Below are 23,577 nucleotides of genomic sequence, written 5' to 3'. Positions count from 1 at the left end.
TATTTCTTACCAAGTTAGGCATTTTTCTAAATGATTATTATGTGGGTGAACATTAAAAACATAAGTGAAATGCTCAAACTTATCTTGATGTGGAAAAACAAGTTGATTCAACACTATTTCCATTGCGTTTTTACTTTGGCGCTTGGCACTAACAAATACTTCTCTACTAACCGCTGTTCTAATTGCCGAACCATCATCAGTTACTAAAATCGCTAAATCAGTGTGCTGCTTAATCATCTATATTCCTTAATTAAAGTGCTGTTCTGCTTTTTCTAAAGCATCTTTTGCATCTGTAGTAATAAACCGAGAAGTTACTTTCATTTCAGAACTCCTAATCCTATTCCGTTCTTGTTTAGCTAATTCTGGGTCTTCAAATGAATCTCTTACACAAACTCGGCCATCTGGTTCACAACGATATCCGTACCACCAAAGCATACTTTATTCCTCAGTTAATAATTTCGTAAATTGCTTCACTGTATAAATACATTTGTTATTGTTCTTGTAAAAATTAACAGCACCATTTTTACTAAATTCAACCTCAGAAAAGCCTTTTAAATAAGCTAGAAGCTTGAGCTCCTTTATCGTTGGATTTTTAATAGAGACTACTCCTTCTTAAAGTTAATTCGTTTATCTATATTATTGCGCCAGCTAATTTAGGTAACTGTCGAATCATCAAGATAACCTTTGTTCAACGGGTGACAAGTTTCTATTAGAAGATATGTGTACTTTTACAAAGAAGTGTTTATTTAAAACAAAAGTATTGTTTTATGAAGAAGCAGTCCTTTGCAAATGTACCTATTTAGTCCTATTTGCATTATCCGAGGATATATTTACCAAAAGTAGTCAATGTTGCACCTACTGCTAACCAAACAAAAATCCAAGCCTTTTCTTTAGTTAGAGGTTTGTTTTCATTAATTGTTTTGTCCCATTCAAATAATGCCAATGCACCTTTTGGAGTTATGGAGAATTCATTCTTTGAATTAATAAAACCGTCACCATCAATAAAAATCAACTCTTCATTTTGAAGGTTTTTTAATAAGGGAATGATTTTTAAATCAATATCGCCTTCAAAATATGGCTGCTCCCCCTTTGCAACCAAGCTTAGTAACTCAAAGTAATTCTTTAACATTTTTTATTCCTTGTTTAGCCCATTTTTAGGGCTGCTAATTAACTGTTCGCCAAAATCAGGCAATACAATACCTGAGAATGATTTATCAAAAGCTTTTTGAATGCGATCAAAGTTCACATCAATGTACTCTAAAGTCATTTCGGGATCAGAATACCCCAATATGCCTTGAATGATCTCTAGATCTATATCTAAATTATCTAGCCATGTCGCTAATGATCTACGGCCAGAATGTGTTGAACCACCAAATAAACCTGAGTTCTTAAATATATTACTAATAAGGTTCTGCATTGAACTACACACTTCTGTTGTTAGTTCGTTGCCGTCCTTGTCTTTATATCTCTTAGTTTGGAAGTTTAAAGATTTCCACGTTTTCCCTCTACGAGTAGGGAATACAGGCTTGTCTTTATTCAAGCCCCTATATTCAGTGTTCCCAGCACACCAAGCGTTACCCTCAACCATTTCATCTATCCACGCTTCAAGTGCTGCTCTGTGCGTTTTGGCTAATATAAAAGCTATTCGTGATTTATTGGTTTTCGTATGTTTTTCTGGAATAGTAAAGGTGCTTTTAAGCTCTCCATTAGAGTACAGTAAATCACTAACTTTAAGCTTTATCGCCTCAGTGATACGACAAGCAGAGCCAAAAAGCATCCAAATAATCGCTACATTACGCGTACCAAGGCTTCCTCTCGATGCTTGCCACAAGATGTTTTTAAACTGCTTTTTTGTTGGCACTTGTGCCTTACCTTTTCCAGTAACTTGCGGCCTAATCAATCTGTTTGTAGGTCTGCGTCTAACCAATTTAATAATTACTTATATGCCATATTCCAATACAATAAACTTAACTGTTATTAGATCCAGCGTCAACTTGAAATGGTGACACATTCCAATGTAGTTATCTTTTAGTGGTATTAAAAACTCAAACCCTTTAAAAATGGGCTTTCATTGGAATGTTCTGTTTTACTGCTATGCTATAAAAAACAACAAAAGGACTAGTGATGAATTTCTATCAACGCGCCAACCTAACATTTGGCCTTGCTGTGATTATTGGGTTTGAATTCACTGTTACTAACAGCTCTCTTATCACCCCTAGTGGATTAGAACTTGATTGGCAGGCGTGTATTTGGATTGTTTTTCAATTTATGTTCCGAGCTAAAATAACAATTGACGATCATTCTTTTTTTGCTGATAAAAACATAGCAAATTTTAAAGACAAGCGAATGTTAGTAGATTTTCTATTATTCTCAGGGGCAAATTTATTCTTTGTTTTGGCCGCTGTCACAAGCCTTAACCCACCAGTCAGTTATTGTGCATTTCTATTAGCTTTGTTTTTTGCAACTATTTGGGCTTATTTTCATTCTAGAAAGCAAACTGATGAAATCTATCCAGTTTGGCAATGGATAGGTATTAATATTGTATATGCGATTTTTCTCTTATGGCGACTTTATGGAGATATTGATCTTATTTTACCTTCAATAGCGCTGTGGATGGCCATGTTTATATTTCTCTTTCTGGATTTCTGGGTGTCAAAAACATCAGAGCGAATGCCTAATGGAGCATCAAAACCTTTGAATTGCCCTCACTGTAAAAAATCCTTTTGAGGTACAATTTAGATTATGCAGACGGCAGAAAGCTGACATTTAAACGCATTCCATACAGCAGTATTTTATACGGCTTTTTTGTGCCAAGTTATAAGGGAATTTTTACCAGTGATATTTGGAAAAAAAATACGATCATAAGTGTTTAATCTACAATAATTCAACTTATTATTAAGCATAAGGGAGGTTCCTCTTTTGGACACATATTCAAGTCCCATAAGGGTTGAGTGCTTTCTTATTTACCGGTTTCCCTGAAGCTAAAGGCTTACATGACTTTTACTTTTTTCAATAACTTAGCAGTCGCCCGGCTTTTGTGAGTTTTTCTTTTAGGCATACGTTTAGTAATACGAGGGGGGAAAATCCTTTTCATTATTCAGTTTGACCGTGAGCATAAATGGAGTAGAAATAAACTTTTACTTATTTTTTGCGTAAATCATTTTCTTGGTAAATACTTGGTCAATACGCTAACAAGAAATGTTAATCATGGAAAAGTAACAGTTAGAACGTTTAAATTACTTATCTGATAAACCTCTCCTAAACAGCGCTACAAACGATGAGTTAACAGAATTTAATTATCTTCATAAGTTATGGGCTTCATCTCATGGATTTAATCTTATTAGTGATTATAGAGATGAAAATTTAGAGTGCGTAACTCATATCTCTTAATACTAAGCTTTGTTAGAGAATCAAAATATCATATCGAGGAGGGTTAAATGAAGTTTCCTATTATATTGTTTTTATTTCTTACCTTATCTGGCTGTTCAGGAACAATTTATACTGTTCAAAACCCTCAATTTGTAGAAGGGAAGACAGAGGGAGTTCTTTTTTACGGGTATAAGCTTGTTGAAAAAAAAATACTATTTGATCGTATCAGGCATCCTAAAACTGGGGATATTAGTCATTCTATGTATGAGTTGCCAAATAGCATTAAGTACTGTGCACCAAACGTAATTTCGAAGAAAGTAATTCAAGCAGATTATGAAACAATGTACGCAATAAAATACAAACCAGGGTGGTTTGAAACAAATAAATTTTCTGTGGAGCTCGATAAAGGCACTTTAAAATCTGTTAATTCTGAATCGACTCCTGGGGTAAAAACTGCAGTTGAATCACTTCAAGGTATTGCTTCTTTGCGAGAAGATATTCTTGATGGTTTCACAAAAGCTTCCAATGAAAGTGCAGAAGAAACGATGAAAGTTCTAAGTGGGGGCGCTCACAGAGCAACACCAATGAAATGTACAACAAATGAGTAAGTTATGAAAGCAAATCTATTGAAGGCGTTTATTCTAGTTTTTCTCACGACTTCTATGTTCAAAGTACTCGCTAATCCATTTGTAATTGAAATCAATAGGACTTCGCATAACACCTCCTCGTTAACAGGGGAAATGTACATTAATGGGGAGTTTATGATGCATACATTGGAGTTACCATGGAATAATAATAGAAGCTTTATCAGTTCTATACCGCCTGATACATACGAAGCACTTCTACGCTATGATAAAAATGATAAGTGGAGGCTTGAGTTGAAAGGAGTTCCAAATCGTTCAGGAATACAAATTCATATCGGTAATTGGCCCAGTCAAATCGAGGGATGTGTATTAGTTGGAAATAAAGTTAAAAATATTTCGAATGAACTTGAAGGTAGCACAGTTGCATATAAAGACTTAAAAAGTATGTTTTATGATTCGTCCACCCCTAACATGAGTCCTGACTTAACTGTAAAAGTAAAGATTTCTTACTCTCCAGCGAGAACATCGTTTTCTGGAAATGACTTAAAACTGCATTATCAAGATAAAGGGCGATGGAAGCTCTCCTTCGAAGGTGATTATTATAGTTTCACAGAAAAATACAGAGACAAAAAGTATATCTATTTGTATAGCAAAGTCGATGATATCTATCTGAGGGTTCCATTATTTGGTGCCGAGAAGTTAGCGGAGGGAGACTCTATTAATGGCAATTGGGATGTTGAGGATTTGCCTGTAGTAACTCGTTTAAACTAACGCGAACAAAGAGCTCTAACACTTAACTTTCGCCGTAATTTAATTATGTGCTGTTTTCTATAGCTATTAAGGGGATTATTGAGGAGTAAATTGTCTTGTAATCAGTTCTGATAATAAATCTAAGGCTCTAACAGCACAAGTCATTTTCCCATAATTGGTATTAATAATTTCGATCATTACATAAGCCCAATTAATGTAATAATTGGCTCTTTTTATAAAGCCATAAGAAAGTGTGCATACGTATTCATGTACTATTTTATGTCAGTCCTGTGTATGTTTCTATTTGAAATTTATATCCTTTTTTAAAGCCTAATAATTGAGATTTAATCAAGGAAGCTATAATTTAATTTGAAATGGAATTTAAATGAAACTACATTTGTGCTTGTTAGTGTGTCTAACATTAATATCGTGTTCACCTTCTGAGCAGCAAGAAGAAGTCATTTCAAAGCAAAATACTTATTCGCTTTCTGTAAAAAGCACAAGTAATTCTAACTCTATAAAACAATCACAGCAAAGCCATAATTGGTGGGACTCAACCAGTATTTATCAAATATGGATTCGTTCATTTTACGACTCAAACAATGATGGTAATGGTGATATAAAAGGAATTACGGAAAAGTTAACATATATAAAATCTCTTGGTGTTGAAGCAATCTTACTTAGCCCGATATTTGAAACGCCGTCATATCATGGCTACGATGTAATTGACTATTTTGAAGTTAACTCTGATTTTGGTACTACCACTAATTTAAAAGAACTGCTTGATAAAGCAGAACTAAATAATATCAAAATTATTTTAGATTTACCTATCAACCATACGTCTGATCAACATCCGTGGTTTCTGCAAACTCAAAAATATCCTGAATATTATGCGTGGAGTCAAGACCTCCCTCAAGAGCAAGGCTTACCTTGGAGTGATGTCGCAGCACCTCAAAAGGTTTGGCATTCAAAGGAAAATAAAGTTGGTTGGTACTATGGCGTATTTGGTTATTCAAACCCTGATTTGAATTATCATAACCCCATTGTTAAAAAAGAACTAAAGAAGGTTCTAAAACATTGGATAGGCCAAGGTGTTGATGGCTTTCGTATTGATGCAGCTAGGTATTTGGTTGAAGAACCTGGTACAACAGGGCAAGCCGATACTATTGCCAATCACTCTTGGATTGTAGAGTTTATTCAATTTGCGAAACAATTAAACCCAGAGGTGTTTTTTGTTGGAGAAACTTATGCTGATATTAATACTTCAAAAGCATACTTAACCGAGGCTGGAGGTTTTGATGCGATATTTAACTTCGAATTTTCGGGTAATATTCTTGGGCTTTATGAAAATGTTAGTGAGCAACAATTTTCTCATTATGACCACGTAAGTGTTATTAAACACGGCATTAACCAGTTATATGAACTCATTATAAATAATACTCCAAAAAATAAACAAAATATTATTTTCCTAAGTAACCATGATGTAAACCGATTTATATCACCAACGCCAAATAGCCACTTAACCAACAAAATACTTGCCACATTAACAATACTCAGCCCCTTCAATACCGTGACATATTACGGAGAAGAAGTTGGTGTAGAGCAGAAATTATTTAATGACGACGTTTACCGCAGAAGCTTGATGCATTGGGGGAATGGCCTTAATGGAAAATTTAACAATGGTGCCCGTCCTTGGGTAGATGACAGTGCTTGGTTTCCATGGCTAGTTGATTTTGAACCATGGAATTCATCGATGGCAAAATACGTCCTTAACAACAATGTAGAAGAGCAGCAACATAAGTCATCTCTACTTCAGCATTATAAAAACTTACTTCATTTAAAGCAAAATGACATTGTATTTTCATCTAATAATAAAATATTCACATCCTCTGTGGCTATTGATAACGCGTTTGTTGGTCACTTTAAAAGTGGTGAAATTAGCCGAATGGTATTTGTAAACCTTAACCCATTCGAAGATGTAATTGTAACCATTCCTGACAATCTTAAGGGGTCGTATCAAGAGTTACTTTCTCAATCCAATATTGAACTTTCTGAAACTTTGCAGTTGAGTGCAGGTGAATCAATTGTTTTAGCACGACAACTCAATATCAAGAACTAATAATATATTAATAGTACATACACATAGTGAATATTACATGGAAGCAATTATGAAATTTCTGACCAATTCTAAATTTAGTATTTTAGGTAAGTATCTTACTCTAGCTTTAGTGCTGTTTATGGCTGAAAGCTCTGCAGTTGTATTAGTGAATGGTGAACCACACCATTTGACTACTAATGGTGACGTTACAATTAGTTGGACTTCATCAGCTGTTGGAGATTTATGGGGTTCTAGAGCGGCCTATAAAGTCGAGGAGTACCTATGGGGGAGTTTAATTAATACGCATTCTATTAGTAGCCGTTACACAAAAACTCTGAGCTTAACTCGAACACAAAAATATGGATATTATTATTATAAGGTTTTTTATTGGCGCCGTATGGGGAGTGGGGGCTCTTACCTTCTTGATGGCTCTGCTAGTTTTGCAGTTATGCAGGGGACACCTGAAATTACCTACAAATATGATGCTTTAGGGCGTTTAATTAAAGTAACTGACAGCATGAATGGAGACAGGGATTATGATTTCGACCCTGCAGGTAATAGAAAAGAAGTGGGGAATAATTAGACCATGAAAAATAATAACTTAAAAACTATAATCTTGACTAGCGCACTCGCTTTTCAAACAGCTACTTCTGTATGTTATGCAGAAGAAAACTTTTCACTTGCTCCCCCCCCAGCAGTATCTGTACAAGACACTGCAGATGTGAATTTACTTAGTGCACTTCCTACTTTTACGCAAACAGATTTAAAAATTGGCACTGGTGTGAGTCAAATAAGTCATTCTATTGCAACTTATGACAGCATTTTTTGGGGATTTGTTGATAACTATGATTTCAAAGTTTGGCCTGCTCGTTGGGGCCGAATAAATGTACATATAGGGTTAATAACTCAAGTTTTTGCGCCTAATACTTTTGGTGACCCAGATGACGGTTTTTCACCTTTGAATGAAGATGGTTCTTTGCTTGAAAAAATAAGCATGAATGGCAGCATGACACAACAATATAGATTCACTGATAGAAACGGTGTCGTATATGACTTTGAAGGAATTACATACCCCAATGGCGTTAAAATAACTAAACATGCATATGGTATTACGACCAATACAGGGTTCCAGTTTAAGTATCAATATACTAACCCAAATCCAAGTACTTATACTGGAAATACCTATGAAGCAAACAACAGTTCAGATTTATTAATTGCGCAGTCTTACCCTGAATCAATAATTGCTATAAATAAGGCTCACGAGTATTGCGATTCAGAAATAAAGAATTGTTCTATCACTGGAAATTGGCCAAAGGTTACTTATGATTGGCCTTATGCTGCTGATATATTAGGTAGATATGGCGCAGGTGTCCAAGTTGGAAATGGTTTATTCACCGTTACAGATGCTGAAAACCGTAAAACGACATACAAACACGAGTTAATTAAAGATGAAAATGCTTGTGAACGAGATTTTGGGATGAGCGCTGTAAGTTTTAACCCTGTGTACAGAACTCGAATCACTGAAGTACGAAGTGATGACCTTACAATTGGAACTCGTGATTATACGTATGACCATCATGCCCAGTTAACTCCTGTAGATAATCACTCGTCAAGCACGGCTAGGAAGTGTAATGTTCGTTTTAGCTTAATTGATACTGTTGATATTAACGGTATCAAGTGGTCATACAACCATAATCAACCAGATACAATATATGTCCAATCAGGGCGAAGCAGTAATTATCAAGGCCGCTTTGATGTTGTTATGCGCAGGTTTGGGACTGATTACATAAAGGGTCAAGTAACAACACCTCGATTATCTGCAGAATATTCTCAGAACCAAGCAAACAGAGTAAAATCAATAACTGTTAATGGTTTAACAACAGAGTACGAATATGATACGCGGGGGAATTTAACTAAAGTGAAAAAATTCACTGTTAACCGCAGCACCTTTATTACGAAAACGGCTAACTTTGATGCTACCTGTAGCAATATAAGAAAATGTAATAAGCCGAACTGGACTACTGATGGAAAAGGTAATACGACAAACTATACATACCATGCGGCATCAGGCCAAATTCTATCAATAACAAAACCTGCCAATAAGAAAGGGATACGCCCGCAAACTCGGTATGCTTATCAACAACAATTTGCCACCCACAAAATTAATCAAGATACACCTGAACAATCTCCTGATGGTGTTTGGTTAAAGGCAACGAAAAGTTCTTGTATTAATTCAACTTATAGCGGTAGCTCTTGTGCTGGTAATGATGAAATAACTACCAGTTATGAATATGAACCTGGCAACTTTTTTCTTGTAGGTGTAGCTATAACTGCTAATGGTAAAACTTTGCGCACTTGTTATAGCTATGACCATTATGGAAACCAAATTGGTGAAACTAGCCCTAAAGCTGGTTTAACAACCTGTATTAAATAGGAAAGGATTCTAAATAATGAAAAAGAAATTAACTAGTTTGATAAGAGCAACCACAGTTAGAGTTCTATTAAGTATTTATTTTTTAATGAGCTTTAATGCTTTAGCGCTACAAGGTCCTGCTGATTACTTGACAGCCACACGTTACAACTTAAATGGTCAGGTTACCGGCGTTATCCAGCCAAGCACTAATCGTGGAGCAAGTTATCTAGCAACAAGAAATACATATAATAATAGGGGTCTATTAACAAAAATAGAAACTGGTTACTTATCTTCATGGCAAAACGAAAATATTAAGCCTAGTTCTTGGAATGGTTTAATAATTTCTGGCAAGCAAAGCTTTACTTATAATGATTATGGTAGGAAAGAAACACAAACAAATGAGTCGAGGAATGGAACTGATTACGCCTTAACTCAATACAGTTACGATGTTTACGGCAGAGTAGAGTGCATCACTGTACGTATGAACAAAAGTAGATATAGCAGCTTACCAGCAAGTGCCTGTTCAATAGGGGCTTCAGGCAGTGATGGTACAGATAGAATAACGAAATTTACTTATAATAATAAAGATCAAGTGCTTACCGAAAAACGCGCCGTTGGGACGAGTCTAGAACAAACATATGTAACTAATGTTTATGATATTTATAACAGACGTACTGATGTGACAGACGCTAACGGTAACCTTGCTCATATGACATATGATGGTCATAGTCGTTTGGAGTATTGGTATTTTCCCGATAAAAATACCATTGGTGGTGGTGGTTATAATACGACAGATTACGAAAAATTTAGCTACGATGATAATGGCAATCGAAAGTCATTTAGAAAGCGAGATGCCCGTACTATTCATTATCTATACGATAATTTAAATCAAGTGATTAAAAAAGATTGGCCAAGCACTACGGCTCAAGATGTCTATTATAACTATGACCTGCGAGGTTTAGAGTTACATGCAAAATATGGCTCGGATTCAGGGCTGGGGGTCACACGTATTTTTGATGGCTTTGGCAACCTTAAAAACGAAAGCAATAATACCAACGGAACTAATTATACAATTAAGCATCAGTATGATGATAATGGTAATAGAGAGCGTATTATTCATCCGGATAATAAATATTTCCAATATGGTTATAATGAAAATGACCAATTAACGACCATACAGGAAAATAGCACGACATTACCAGCAATTATTACTCATGTTTATGATGGTTTTGCACGTTTAAAACAGTTAAAACGAAGTAATTCCGCTAGCACCACATTAGGTTATGACGAAGTATCGCGCTTAGATAGTTTAATGCATAACTTAAACGGTACAAGTAACGATAATACATATACTTACGGGTATAACCCTGCAAGTCAGTTAAACCTTTTGACACTCACTAATAATAATTACCACCATGAGGACTCTGTCGTAGGTGCGACTGGTAGTTATGTAGTAAATGGTTTAAATCAATATACTAAAGTTAACGGCAAAACAGTTACTAATGATGATAATGGTAATTTAACTAGCGATGGTAATTTCTCTTATACTTATGATATAGAAAACAGACTATTAACCTCTTCAAGAAACAATACGATATTAACTTATGACCCACTTGGCAGACTAAATACATTCACTTCTGGAGGCAGTACCAAGAAGTTTATCTATGATAGGGATGCTCTTATTGCAGAATATAGTGGTAGTTCAATAGTTAATCGATATATTCATGGCCAGGGGGTTGATAACCCACTAATTACCTATAACGGTAGCAGCGTCAGTTCAACTAATCGCCAGTTTTTACACAGTAACCATCAAGGTTCAATTATGGTCGCATCAAACAGTAGCGGGATTACGAACCATATTAATACCTATGATAGTCATGGCGTACCAAGTGAAGGAAATCAAGGTAGATTTGGTTATACTGGGCAGTTATATTTATCAGAAATAGGGCTAAACTATTACAAAGCACGGATTTATCATCCCAAGTTAGGTCGTTTTCTTCAGACTGACCCAGTGGGTTATGAAGATCAGATGAATCTTTATGCTTATGTGGGGAATGATCCTGTTAATAATTTAGATCCAACAGGTAAAACTACGACTGCCGTAGGGGCTGCGATAGGTTGTGCAGTCTCAGGTCCTGCTTGCCCAGTTGGTGCAGTTATCGGTGCTGTAGCAGGAACAGTCATAGGTGTTGTTGGTGTATTAGCTTATAATGAAATGTCTGATGATTCTCCTGATACACCAGACCCTGATTCGGGTAATGACCCCGATTCAGCCGATAAGAGTGGCAAACTTACTAAATCAGGTAGAGCATTACAAAAGCACGGTTCTCGCCCCGGTTCAGCTTTCCCTCCAGCAACAGGAAATGCGGATGACAAAAATAAGCAGGGCCAAGGCCAATTAGAAGGTATTATGAATGACCCTGACTCTACTTCATCAGAAGGAAATCGATTTGGTGGTACAGACGTAACTTCTTCCGATGGAAGAGGGGCTAGATATGACGACAAAGGCAAATTTAGAGGTTTCTTGGAGCCAAAGAAAAAATGAAAAATAAACAAAAAGTAGATATTCAAATATGTAGTGATGTTGATTATGAGTGCTTAATTGCAGAAATAACTATTGATGGGACGTTTTTCGGGTTAGTTACAAATGAACCTTCAAAAGGCATTTGTTTTGAGGCACCTGAAGGACAAGTTTCTGATGAGCCAATAGATTTAGAAACTTATATCAGAGCACTTAAAGAAGCTAAAAGTGAGTTATTAAAATAAACTTTTGAATCCAAAGCCTCGCTAGTCGGGGCTTTTTATTGTATTAAGTCAAAGTAACTAATGTTAGATTGTGTATTGATTTACATGCATTTCTTCAACGGATAATTTTAGAACCTACTAGGGATATGTTGTTAGGTTAATACTCTACCAACCTATCTGACAATTTATTAAATGTAAGGGAATCTGAACGAAGTTAATAATAAATTTCTTCTGCTCTTGTTCAGTCATGATTATTCTCCATTTTAATATCTACTCATTATCGGAAAGCTGGGAAATTAGACAAATAAAGATAATTTGATTATTCTGGGTTTAAGATTTAAACGTAAACCACATTTAGGAGTAACTTATGGTAGGCCCAAAACTAGATTAATAACTTGTTTATGATTATTTTAGCTCATATTATTGTTCCTGAAATGCACGGATACAAGTCCGGAGCTAGAGAACAGCAATTTTGGTAACCTATAGAAGTAAGATATTTATATCTATTGTATGGCACAGTCAATGTTAGAGCTATCCAGTGTGGGACTCCATCCTATTAGTGCTATAGGGTTTCACTCCAAATAGCCTACCTGTTTTTATTTGCTAACTATAGAATTTAACCAAGTTACGACTGAACCAGCTGATGTTCAATAATCTGGAACTATAGATAAGGCACCAATGATCTCTTTACCATTTGCTAGTAATAAGCCAAAAATATCGTCTTGATCTACACCTCCTTGGTTACATTGAATTTCTTTTAACCAGCCCTCACTCGCTAGGTTCGAAAAAAAAGGCGGTAATTCATTAAACTCATAAGGTGTCGCAGTTAATGGAAAATGAAAGCCAATAGGCGAGCCCGCCCCCTTAAGATAATCAATCACGTATTGAAAGACAAAGGTACTTACTTTTTCATTTATGCACTCTTCCAAAGTACCGGCTAAAACGCCATTAACAAATATTTTAGCTTTACGATTGACGTGCGACATAACTATCCTCTAAATAAGTTCACAACAGCATTAAACTTAGCCTTTTTTGAACCTTTAGGTGGTTCGCTAGGAGCTTCCGCATAATAAAATAATGAGTCTAAAGTGGCATGTGCCATAATTCAATAATAGCATTTACTATTGTTCTAGGCCAAAGCCCTGAACTTGAATAACTCGTTTATTGTGCTCTCTTTCTTGTGCAGAAATAGGAACTTGGTAATCCCATTGATTGAATAATTTAAGCTGGCTTTTTGAATAAGATATTCCGTATTTTTCACTCATATAAAAAGCAACCCTAGCATTATTAATCGAGCTATCACATCTAATCAAACAATTAGGTACCGGATCAATAGGTTTCCATTACCACTTACTCACCACATTTCATTCGATAATTAATAACAGATCAACTTTCTATTATAGAGTATAAACAGCCTTCTTTAATATCTTCATATAATTTTCTTTCCCCCCTAGTCTTTTGTATTCATACGACATTTTAATTTCTCTTCGTACTTGTGCTTCTCCTTGCCTTATTCCAAGCTTATTTTGATGCCTTTGAATATCAAATTCTAATTTATGGTCTTTATAATCAAATGATTCTTTATATCCATTCTTAGACTCATAAATAGTTTTAGGGTTATAAAGCAATGTGTTTTTTGAACATGTTTTATAATTGTCGTATGAAAACTTCTGGCATGCTTGGCAACTTTTATATTTATTTTTAAGAATAACTTTGTGATCACTGATTATTCCTTTATCTCTAAATTGAGCAAAATCAAAAACCATATGCTTTTGGATATAATCGGTCAAATCTTTATGAGCGTATTCTGTTATCTGTTGATAAAACCTATCCCAGTCCGATTCTATTTCGTATCGATACCTTTTTGAATTAAATGCTTTTTTAGCAATGGGGTTTAACAATCCATAGTCGCATATATCAGTATATCCTTGAGGGTAATACTTTGAATTTTTAAGAATCCAATATATAAGTTGTTTTTTTGCACAAGGGGCGAACTTTACAGATCGGTCAAAAGCCGTCATGAAATGCGGCTGATTATATTTAGGAATAAAAGTGAAACTATCATCAACTTCACATTTTAATATTTTATCAATATTTATTATCATTAAGCTCATATTAGATGGTTTTAATGCTAACAGTTTTTCAGAATGTTTAAGGCAGTAAAGTTGGTTGTTCCAATCATTTTTAAAATATGAATAACCGTATTGATACATTTGCGCTTTCATGCAAAGAGGGCAAAAGTGGATATTCATGCCTTTTCCAGCTGATTTCGTAGTTTTTTGTGGCGCGAAAGTTTTATCGAAAAGCTGAACATAGTCAAAATGATTGACGAAGTCAGACTCTTCTTTTGATATAAGTGTATTTTTCTCTAGTAACTTTAATAACTGAGATTTACTCACTCCAATTAATATGTCTTTAGCTTCAAAAGAGATAGAGGGCCTACTTCCCCACCCAGAATATGGAACAAGTATGCTGGAATAGTTAATATAACCATTAACTTTCAAAATTCTGAATAAAAAGCTTTGTAAAGACTCATCCTGTGGGAAATGAAAACTACATTTATTATTCTTCATTACATGGTTAATCAACATTAGTGACTATAAAATTAGCTAAAATAAAAAGCCAGCGGCCACAAAAGTGACGGCTGGCTTTTCTGCCCACCCTATCCCGTATCACATGTTATGTTTCGGCTAATCAGCAGTACCTTTGGCCTAGCTTATTCAAAGCAATAACAATGTGCTCCTAAAATTGTTTGAATAGCGCTGTGGTAGCGAACTGGCTAGTCACAGGGCTTACCAAATTGGTGCTTCAAACAGTTGTGGTAACCCACATGTTTTGGCGTTGAGGTGCCAACTTCCTATTTGGGGTTTCTTAAACTTACCAAACAGCAGGGACTTCAACAACCCCTTCAATATTAAAGCCATGATTTAGCAAAGCTTGTCTTGCTATGAATGGTAATGTGATTGCTTCATTAGGATAACTTTTCAAGTCTTCTTTTGAGTAGTGATCTATAAGCTCTAGAAGTTCTGCTAAGTCAACTTGCTTAGTGATTACTGAGTTCCATACAGAATCATCTACTGCTGATTCTAACTCATGACCTGTTGAAAGTTTCAATCGAGTTTGCACTACAATTCTGAACTTACTCGTGCCCTGATGATGGATGACTAACTTTTTCGTCGGTATTTGAATATATTTCTTATATGTTTGCACTTTCTTATAACAGGATGCTTGGTTAAGAATTACCTTACCCTCAAGCTTGTAGTAGGACGTTTTTTTAGTTTCAGAGTCAGTGTTCCAATATACTTTAAAGGTGTTTCGTCGTAATTTATGACCAAACTGTTCGAGTAAGGGCTTCAGTTGTTGCTCTGTGGCTTGTTTTGTTCCTTTACTCCATGCACTCACAACAGACTGTTGAGTCCTACAAGCATCAGCAATTTCAGCCTGTGACCACCCATCATTAACTGCCAATCTCACTAACTGTTTGGTCTGTTTGAATTTCCGCTTACTCTTTTTGGGATTTGCTGTTGCTTCCATAATTATCCTTAAAATGAAGCAGGTGAATAATCACCTGCCTCTCCATTACCAATTATTTTTTCTGGTTTGGATTCATTTGCTTACCTTTATTACCTTGTACTTTAGCATTAGCAGGGTTGGTTCCTGAAGTGCCTTTATTAGTATTTCCCTGATTACCTTTATGGTTATTGGTTTGATTAGACATTATTTTCTCCTAGTTGATTGATTGTCTGTGATAATCTTATGCCTGTGATGTAAAAATAGAATTGATATATTCATGATATAAAAAGATATTTGATGATATTTGCTATTGAGTAAGATATTCAAGGAAAGAAAATGCAACAAAACTCAGATTTAATACATTTTTCAAGAGCAGGTGATATTTTTCACTACAGGTGGGCTGTTAAACGAAGCTTAAAGTTATTAGATTTCAATACAGACTTATCTCATATAACAATTGAAGGTTCGTTAGAGCCTAGCCTTGCAGGAGAATGTGTTGTTGATGTAGCGGAATACAGTATATCTACGAGTGGTAAGAAATCAGTTGAATATTTTCAGCTTAAGCACTCAACTGTTCAAGTTGATAAACACTTCACGCTAAGTTTACTTGAAGATACGATTAAAGGGTTGTCAAAACGGTTTAAGGAACTCGATGGCAAGAGTCATGGCTACATAAGAAAAAAATTTACCGTTATAACGAATCGGTTAATATCGCCTAATTTCAAAAAAAACATCGAGAAAATTGCAAAGGGGATTGAAGCAGGAAAGACATTTACTCAAACTATAAAAAGTTATACAAAACTCAACGACTCAGAGCTTAAACAGTTTTGTAAGAACCTAAGTCTTTGTGACTCAGAGGGTAACTATGATGAGCAAAAGCATGATATTCATAAAGAATTATCAAAGTTAACTGTATCAAAGAATATATCTGATAGAGAGAAACTGTTAGTTGCAAAAATTTGGGAGAAAATAGAACCTGGTAAAAGTAATGTTCTCAAACAAGAGGATATTTTAGAAGCCTTTGACGTAACTGACATCAATGATTTCTTTCCTGCATCGCCTTTATTTGAACCTATTCCAGACTATGTTCCTAGAGATAAACAAACAAGCATCGTAAAATCAATAGAATCTGCTATTACTCACACCATAATCACGGCTAGTGGAGGTGTTGGTAAATCTATTTTAAGTAGTAATTTAACAAATGAATTTAATGAACCATCAATAGTTGTCGCATATGACTGTTTTGGTAACGGCAGCTATCGAAGACCAAGTACAAAAAGGCATGGAGCAAAAGATGCTCTTGTACAATTGATTAATACTTTTGCCAAAGATGGGTTATGCGATCAAATAATTCCTGCTAGAAATGAACCTTATGAATACTGGATAAAAGCATTTTTATCTAGGATTGAAGAAATATGTACAGATTTATTAAAACAAGATAAAAATGCACTATTAGTCATTATATTTGATGCCGCAGATAATGCTGAAATGGCTGCTGAAGAGTTTGGAGAACCGTGCTTTGTTAAGCTGTTATTAAAAGAAGTTGTTCCTAAAAACTGTAGGTTAGTTTTCACTTGTAGACCAGAAAGGCTGCACTTATTAGAACCCCCAAATAAAATAAAACCAATCTCACTATCTCCTTTTTCGAATAAAGAAGCTCTACTTTACTTACAGCGAAACTATCCAAAGGCTAGCATAGAACAAGCTATTGAGTTCAACCGCTTAACCGGAGGGAATCCCCGAGTTCAATCTAGCGCCTTAGCTTTAAAATCAAAATCACTAGATGAACTGCTATTTTCATTTGGTTCAACTCCTGTGACTGTTGAAGATTTGATCGAGAGGCAGTTGGAGGAATCGATAGAAAGAATTAAAGATGATTTTCCACTAAATTATAGGAAAAGCATTGATGATATCTGCACCGGCCTTGCAACATTACCCCCCTTTGTTCCATTAAATGTATTAGCAAAAGTTGCAAATGTAGCCGAAGAATCGGTAAGAAGCTTCATAGCTGACTTAGGACGTCCCCTCTGGCTGATAGATGACTCAGCTCAGTTCAGAGATGAACCAACAGAAACTTGGTTCCAAGAGAAATATTCAGCATCTGTTGACCAAGTTTCAAAATATGTTGATGCCATTAAGCCTCTATCAAACGAGCAATCCTATATTGCTGAAAACTTACCACTACTTCTTTTAAAGGCAGAACGCTTTGATGAACTTGTTCAGTTGGCATTATCCGATGATTACTTACCTAAAGGCAGTCCGTTTGACGCAAGAAAAGTCAAAATTTATCGATTACAGTATGCTTTTAAAGCTGCGCTTAAGGAAGATAGGATATATGAAGCGAGTAAACTTGCGCTTAGAGCTGGTGAGGAAATTGCCGGTAATGAGCGCCAGGTAGAGGTCTTATCGAATAATTTAGATCTAACTACTCAGTTTCTGTCATCAGGTCGTATACAAGAACTCGCACATAGAAAAGAGTTTTTTGGAAATTGGGATGGTTCAGAAACTGTTTACTCAGCTTCAATGCTATCAACTTTATCAAGTAACAAAGGCGAAGCTAACAGTTACCTTAGATCAGCAAATCATTGGCTTCATAGGTATTTTGACAAGCGCGATGAAGCAAAAGAAGAACAAGATCGTCTTAATGAAAAACTAGAAGATATCGAAATTATCGAATTAGCTACAGCAGAGTTTCATATAAATGGCTGGAAAAAATGTGTGGACTTTTTACTATCTTGGAGTCCGGCAGAGTGTATATTTAGAGTCACTTCTAGGTTAATGGAACGCTTTGTTGATGCTGGTCGCTTTGACATAATTGAATTAATGGCAAACTTTGGTAAACACAATCCTAGTTTTGTTTTAGCTATCACTTCAGAGCTGATGAAAGTTGGTAGAACTCCACCTAGGCAATGCTTAACTCGTTGCTTAAATCAAATAATTAAACCTTCCTCAAAATTGGAAAAAGTCTCAGATTATTTTAACAAAACAGGATATTCATTAGACGCATATTTATCATTTTTTGAATCATGTCTAATTCATAAGTTACCGCTAAAAAACATTAAAAGAGGTGTAAATTACTATTATTCTTTTCCTAGACTTTATAGGGTTGCTGATGAACATCAATATGATGGTGCGAGAGAGCTTTTTTTACGTTACCTAGCGATTCAAGCCGCGGTTAATAACGACTTTAATTCAGATGTTGAAACCATTATTCCAAAGGACTGGAAAGATGAAAATGCTTCGCATGATCATTCTAGGGAGCTAAGCAGATCAAAAGAATTAATTGGTAAACTATTACCTTGGTATATGGTAAAAGCCCGAATATTAACAGGGCAACAGCTTGACCTAGGGGAAAAACATGATCTTGCTGAGAAATTATCTTCAACAGTCTCTAATAGTTCATATCGAGAATATGAACCTGCCCCTTATGAAATAGCTAAAGTTAAATTTCAAAATATTTTATTTTATACTTTTGATTGTTCTGAAGCTATTTACTCTTTTACTAAGGAGCATGAGAACAAGAAACTAAAAACTTCACTAACTAGTGATTTTTACTACCTTAGAGCTAGTTGTAGAAATGAAAAACTTCATGAATTAAGTGAAAAAATTGAAAAATCCTGTTGCCAAACATTAAAAACATTTGATATTGAAGAGTCACCAGAAACATACTCTGAAAGCTATATTACTTTAGCTAGAGCAGTACTAAATATAGGAAAGGATGATGCCGCATCTTATTTTGATGACGCGTTAAATAAAGCTTCTAATTTTGGTCAAGAAGCCGTAGCTCGCTGGGAAGCTTTAACTGCTATCACGAAACGTAGTGCTGAAGATAACAATAATAATCCAGAACTTGCTCATAGGTATATGAGGTGTGCTGAAATGATCGGTAACTCCGTGGAAAGAGAAAAATATTGGGATCGCAATGACGCTCTGGCTACCTGTTTTCAACTCTCTCCAGAGTCAGCTTTTGCAATATTTAACCGCTGGAAAGAGAGAAATGTTGGCTGGAGCGATAGGCAAATGTATACGTTAGCGCACAATGCAATAGATTCGAAATCGACAACACCTTCATCTTTATCGGTTCTATCTGCTTTTTCTTGGGAATTTAGCCAAGAAGACTTTTGTGAAAAGTGCATAGATCAAGAAACATCTAAATTTAAACAACAGCTAATATTGGATCAGTTAATACGAGATCTTAGAATAAAAGGAACTGTAGGAGATATTTGGCTAAAAGTCTCTGACATTGCAAAAAAATATGATTTAAAAAATGATGAATTAAAAAACCTTAGCTACCTCATTAGCCCAAAAAAATCGAAAAGTACGACATCATTTCCTAGCGAAAAAAGTATTAAAAAAGACCAAGAAGTAGAAAATAACTGGAAAAAAACTTACGGTCACTTTGACCTATTAACGGCGAATGGATTTAGAGAAGCCTATAGAATCTATGATAGCCAAAGAAGACCTGGTGCTCCAGAAGAGTTTTGGGGCGGTTGTTATCGTACAGTAACATCTAGGAGGTTGATGTCATTTCTTAAAGTTGTATGTGAATCAGATTTTTTAGAGTTCTATGATCTTCACAGTGTTTTTAAAAAAATACCGACAGATTGGAAAGAAAAAGCATCAGTAAAAAAATCTTGGAACAATGTAGTTAGCTATATTGCTTCTAGGTTTCCAAATCGCTTTACTGAAATTTATGAAAGAAATTATTTTATAGAATGCTTTATTCTTGATGAGAGTACAACTATTGCAATTCAAAAGGGGATAATCAAGGGGCTTGCAGATTCCGTAGATATTGAATCCCCTAGAGCATTATTTAGTTTTGCACACTATAGCTCAAGTAAGTTAACTATTGAACAAGCTCATCAGTTAGTTAATTTTGGGCTTGCTAGATTTGAAGAGTTCATCGATGAAGATTATGCCGACGGTAATTGGAAAGCTGACCTCAATCTACCACAAGGTATTCCTTGCACTATAAGTAGTTATATATATGCAAACTTAGGCTCACCTTATGCTGACGATCGTTGGAGAGCAGTTCATTCAGTTATCAGATTATATAAACTATCTTGTCAAACTGAAGTCAATTTATTAATTTCTCATCTAAGTTTGGGGTTATCTCCAGCCTATACCCCCACTAAGTACCCATTTTACGAGTTGCACGCAAAGTTATACCTTCTAATAGCTTTAACTCGCTGTGTTGACGAAGGCTCAGATTTATTACATGGGGAAAGACAGGTTTTTGCTGACATTGCCTTAAAAAGTAAGCAAGGCATATTATTTCAATATTACGCAAAACAGATATGTTTAACAATTGAAGATGATAAACCTGCTAGTTTTGATAAATCAACGATAGATAAAATCTCATATAGATGTGTAAGCCCATTACCACCTTTAAATGAAAATAAATATCGATATCGTACAGAATCTCCTTGGCATAAAGCTAAGGTGTTGAATGCGTTACCTGAAGTTTGGTTTGCACACGACTTTGATAGATATTGGTTTGAGCCTTTAGGCCGCGTATTTGGCATATCTCGTAATCAAGTAGAGGACCTCGCAAAAGACGTACTTACGAACCAATGGACTATGACGTTCAATACTGCGCATATTAAAGACCCTAGAAGCGCTCTATGGAAAAACCGAAGAGATCGGTATGACGTTCATAACGATAGATCGAGCTACCCTAGAATTGACAATTATTCATTCTATATTTCTTATCATTTAATGCTAGAAGTTGCCTCAAAACTGCTAGAGTCTATGCCAATAATTCAAGAAGATGATGAGGAATATTCAAGTTGGGATTCTTGGTTGCAAAGGCATTTAGTTCTATACAATAGCAAACTGCTATTGTCTGAACTTAGGGACCCAATGCCAATTAAAAGGAGAAACTGGGTTAAGGATGATTATGATGAAGATTGGAGATGGCAAATTACTGGCAACGACTTTATCGACCTATTAGTTAATAATGATAATCATCTTTTGTCACTCAATGTCAGCGGCGAGTGGAATGAATATAAAGATAGTAGAAATGAAAGAATTTCATTTTCTAGTATTCTAGTTCCCAAAAAGCTCAGTCAATCATTACTAGTAACAACGATAAATTTTGAAAACCATATGCATGAATGCTATTTACACGATTTTTGTGAATCAAGGTATGACGATAAATCTAACCATCAATTCTTAGGGCAAGAATGGCTTAGCCGTGATGGAGAAAATAGTGAGATTGAATCAAACGATCCATTCGCTGGTGAAATATATGCGCAACCCTTTAAATTATCTGATGATGTTATAAAAGCAATTGAAGTAGACTGTAGTAAAGACAAAAAAACTTATTATTTTTTCGGCGATAAGACTATTTGCCTACAAAGCAAGTTCTGGAGTGAAGACAAACCTAGTGACCGAGATACATATATAAGAACAGGAAGCCCAGCAATTGCCTCTTTAGATTTTTTAATGCTCATATGCAACAAAATGAACGTTGAGATCGCACTCCAAGTGAACATTGAACGCTCATTTACAGGCTCGTCCCGAAATAGGAATAATGATGATGAACTTAGATATATCCCCAAAAGCAGTAAAACCTTTATCTTATCTGGAGATGGACGACTTAGAGACACAAGAAAAAGTTATAAGTTTAGGTAAGAAACTTGTTTCTAGTCTTCAACAAAAGGATCCTGACCAAGTAACAACGTGGATGATTAATTACCTGTCAGAGCAAATCGAGCGGGCCAAGGATGGTGCTTGTGAACAAGCAAAGAAAGATTGTTTTGAAACGATATTACAACTTTGGGAAAGCCATTCTACATTTCCCAATGGTACAAGACCTTTTGAAAGCTTTGAATCAATATCCAAGGCTTTAGATTCATTGAATCCAGAAAGTCATATTCCTCGCTATTACCACCAAAGGGATTCAAATGAACCTAAAAACCTAGATGAATCAGACAATTGGGTGGAAATAGCCAAACGAATAGATGGTACAGCAAGAACTTTAATTACATTCATGTTTGAGCAAGCGGTTTTAGTTTCCAGCTCAGAAGAAACTAAAGAATGGATTAACACTTTAGCAGGAACAATAAAATCAAACGAAGTTAATTTCATTCTAAGATTTCATGCCGAAAAAGAGCCTGATGAAATTGAGAATCGAGTTAAGAATTTAACAAAGAGAATTAATAACTTAGAAGCTTTTGAAAGGTTAAGCAAATCAATTCGGCATAGCCTAAATGAAGAGTTACGTAATTTGAAATAAAAACTTATAAATATCAATGAATTCATAAAGTTGAAAAATGATGATTAAAATGCTACCCTTCACCCACACTAACAAGGAACGAGTTAGTGTGGGTGAACCCCAAAAAGCACCTATCAACAATGAGACCCTCAACTGGTCGGACCACTAAACACAATAAGGTGTTGTATACTTACCTTGTTAACTTATAAACAGGACTTGAAAGAGTGAGTTAATGTCGCCTTTAACGAGGTTACCGCCCAAGAGCGTGATATTGAAAGACCCTGATTAAGTACTTAAGCACCTCACGAGGTGCTTTTTTGCTATCTGCGAGGTGGACTTATTTTTTTTCCTATCAATGTGTTGTACGCTATTATCGCAAACCTTATCTTTCCAGCTTTTGGCGTATGCCCTCTAGTTCTCAAATAAGCTGATTGAATATATATTTGTAAATCAACCCCTTGAGTCCTAGTTACAGTAAAAAACACTTCGTATTCTTTCGCTGTACCTTGATCTATCCTTAAAAAATTCTGTCTTCCTGTATGGTAAACATAGCCGGCTTCTAGAGTCTTAATTATCTCAGGCAGCATTTTAGAATCTTCATATCGGGTAAAACAAAAGCTTCTAGTCTCTCTATTATCAGAGTAAGGCAGCTTTGTACCTCCCTTAACAGTAAAGCAATGCAGGGAGTAAATGATCCTTATTTTGTATACCTTCTCTGGCTTGTCACCTTTTGCAGCTTGTGTAAATTCCCATATTTCGGGGTGCAAATGCTTAAGAGGGTAAGTTATCCCATCACAAACAAAATCATTCCAATAAATCATTGTATCTCCTTTGTGAGTATTTTATAGGAAATATTATATACTTACAAAGAGATACCATACTTACT

General features: G+C 35.4%; 20 protein-coding genes. 10 read left to right on the top strand and 10 right to left on the bottom strand.

All coding sequences use genetic code 11. The features are described 5' to 3' along the window. Positions 1-6 precede the first annotated feature (6 nt). From CXF79_RS06080 to CXF79_RS06065, 4 genes are all read right to left on the bottom strand, one after another. A complete protein-coding gene (locus tag CXF79_RS06080; RefSeq protein ID WP_101154344.1) occupies positions 7-237 on the bottom strand; it encodes a hypothetical protein in 231 nt (76 codons plus the stop codon). 9 nt (positions 238-246) lie between these two features. Then, positions 247-435 carry a hypothetical protein gene (locus CXF79_RS06075; RefSeq protein WP_101154343.1) on the bottom strand — a complete coding sequence of 63 codons (189 nt, stop codon included), beginning with the start codon at positions 433-435 and terminating at the stop codon, positions 247-249. 379 nt (positions 436-814) lie between these two features. Then, positions 815-1,129, bottom strand: coding sequence for a hypothetical protein (locus tag CXF79_RS06070; protein WP_101154342.1), 315 nt, complete (start codon positions 1,127-1,129; stop codon positions 815-817). A 3-nt stretch (positions 1,130-1,132) separates the two neighbouring features. Then, the gene (locus CXF79_RS06065; protein WP_157825850.1) at positions 1,133-1,861 is read right to left on the bottom strand and encodes a tyrosine-type recombinase/integrase; all 729 of its coding nucleotides are present in this window, start codon (positions 1,859-1,861) and stop codon (positions 1,133-1,135) included. Positions 1,862-2,124: 263 nt separating this feature from the next. Between CXF79_RS06065 and CXF79_RS06060 the strand changes: the two genes are divergently transcribed. The 8 genes from CXF79_RS06060 (at position 2,125) to CXF79_RS06025 (ending at position 11,980) form a co-directional block, all read left to right on the top strand. Further along, positions 2,125-2,727, top strand: coding sequence for a hypothetical protein (locus CXF79_RS06060; RefSeq protein WP_101154340.1), 603 nt, complete (start codon positions 2,125-2,127; stop codon positions 2,725-2,727). 710 nt (positions 2,728-3,437) lie between these two features. After that, a complete protein-coding gene (locus CXF79_RS06055) occupies positions 3,438-3,977 on the top strand; it encodes a hypothetical protein (protein WP_101154339.1) in 540 nt (179 codons plus the stop codon). Between the two features lie 3 nt (positions 3,978-3,980). Then, positions 3,981-4,724: a DUF5675 family protein gene (locus tag CXF79_RS06050; protein ID WP_101154338.1), complete on the top strand. Its 744-nt coding sequence runs from the start codon at positions 3,981-3,983 to the stop codon at positions 4,722-4,724. 364 nt (positions 4,725-5,088) lie between these two features. Then, positions 5,089-6,822, top strand: coding sequence for an alpha-amylase family glycosyl hydrolase (locus CXF79_RS06045; protein ID WP_101154337.1), 1,734 nt, complete (start codon positions 5,089-5,091; stop codon positions 6,820-6,822). A gap of 49 nt (positions 6,823-6,871) precedes the next feature. Further along, entirely contained in the window at positions 6,872-7,384 is a 513-nt protein-coding gene (locus CXF79_RS23495; RefSeq protein WP_198560042.1) for an RHS repeat protein, read from the top strand. Between the two features lie 3 nt (positions 7,385-7,387). Further along, positions 7,388-9,235 carry a hypothetical protein gene (locus CXF79_RS06035; RefSeq protein WP_101154336.1) on the top strand — a complete coding sequence of 616 codons (1,848 nt, stop codon included), beginning with the start codon at positions 7,388-7,390 and terminating at the stop codon, positions 9,233-9,235. A gap of 16 nt (positions 9,236-9,251) precedes the next feature. Further along, positions 9,252-11,759: an RHS repeat-associated core domain-containing protein gene (locus tag CXF79_RS06030; RefSeq protein ID WP_101154335.1), complete on the top strand. Its 2,508-nt coding sequence runs from the start codon at positions 9,252-9,254 to the stop codon at positions 11,757-11,759. Then, the gene (locus tag CXF79_RS06025) at positions 11,756-11,980 is read left to right on the top strand and encodes a hypothetical protein (RefSeq protein ID WP_101154334.1); all 225 of its coding nucleotides are present in this window, start codon (positions 11,756-11,758) and stop codon (positions 11,978-11,980) included. Before CXF79_RS06030 ends, CXF79_RS06025 begins: the two co-directional genes overlap by 4 nt. A gap of 626 nt (positions 11,981-12,606) precedes the next feature. Here CXF79_RS06025 and CXF79_RS06020 read toward each other — a convergent pair. From CXF79_RS06020 to CXF79_RS23795, 5 genes are all read right to left on the bottom strand, one after another. After that, positions 12,607-12,945 (bottom strand): HipA N-terminal domain-containing protein, encoded by a 339-nt coding sequence (locus tag CXF79_RS06020; RefSeq protein ID WP_101154333.1) that lies wholly within the window; start codon positions 12,943-12,945, stop codon positions 12,607-12,609. A gap of 135 nt (positions 12,946-13,080) precedes the next feature. After that, complete coding sequence (locus CXF79_RS23345) at positions 13,081-13,272, bottom strand: endonuclease (protein ID WP_269801447.1); 192 nt, start codon at positions 13,270-13,272, stop codon at positions 13,081-13,083. An 84-nt stretch (positions 13,273-13,356) separates the two neighbouring features. Further along, a complete protein-coding gene (locus CXF79_RS06015; RefSeq protein WP_157825848.1) occupies positions 13,357-14,532 on the bottom strand; it encodes a hypothetical protein in 1,176 nt (391 codons plus the stop codon). A gap of 304 nt (positions 14,533-14,836) precedes the next feature. Next, positions 14,837-15,493, bottom strand: coding sequence for a helix-turn-helix transcriptional regulator (locus tag CXF79_RS06010; protein ID WP_101154331.1), 657 nt, complete (start codon positions 15,491-15,493; stop codon positions 14,837-14,839). 52 nt (positions 15,494-15,545) lie between these two features. After that, on the bottom strand, positions 15,546-15,677 hold the full coding sequence (locus CXF79_RS23795) for an alpha-amylase (RefSeq protein WP_101154330.1): 132 nt from the start codon (positions 15,675-15,677) through the stop codon (positions 15,546-15,548). Positions 15,678-15,808: 131 nt separating this feature from the next. Here CXF79_RS23795 and CXF79_RS06000 point away from each other — a divergent pair, with 131 nt between their 5' ends. Further along, positions 15,809-22,108 (top strand): ATP-binding protein, encoded by a 6,300-nt coding sequence (locus CXF79_RS06000; protein WP_101154329.1) that lies wholly within the window; start codon positions 15,809-15,811, stop codon positions 22,106-22,108. Further along, a complete protein-coding gene (locus tag CXF79_RS05995) occupies positions 22,011-22,712 on the top strand; it encodes a hypothetical protein (RefSeq protein WP_101154328.1) in 702 nt (233 codons plus the stop codon). The genes CXF79_RS06000 and CXF79_RS05995 overlap by 98 nt, the downstream gene beginning before the upstream one ends. Positions 22,713-23,011: 299 nt before the next feature. Here the strand turns inward: CXF79_RS05995 and CXF79_RS05990 are convergent, their stop codons facing one another. Next, positions 23,012-23,512, bottom strand: coding sequence for a hypothetical protein (locus tag CXF79_RS05990; protein WP_101154327.1), 501 nt, complete (start codon positions 23,510-23,512; stop codon positions 23,012-23,014). Positions 23,513-23,577 lie beyond the last annotated feature (65 nt).

Source organism: Colwellia sp. Bg11-28, assembly GCF_002836245.1.
Lineage (GTDB): Bacteria > Pseudomonadota > Gammaproteobacteria > Enterobacterales > Alteromonadaceae > Colwellia > Colwellia psychrerythraea_A.
The sequence above is the reverse complement of the archived record's forward strand: the minus strand, read 5'-3'. Positions and strand labels throughout refer to the sequence as shown.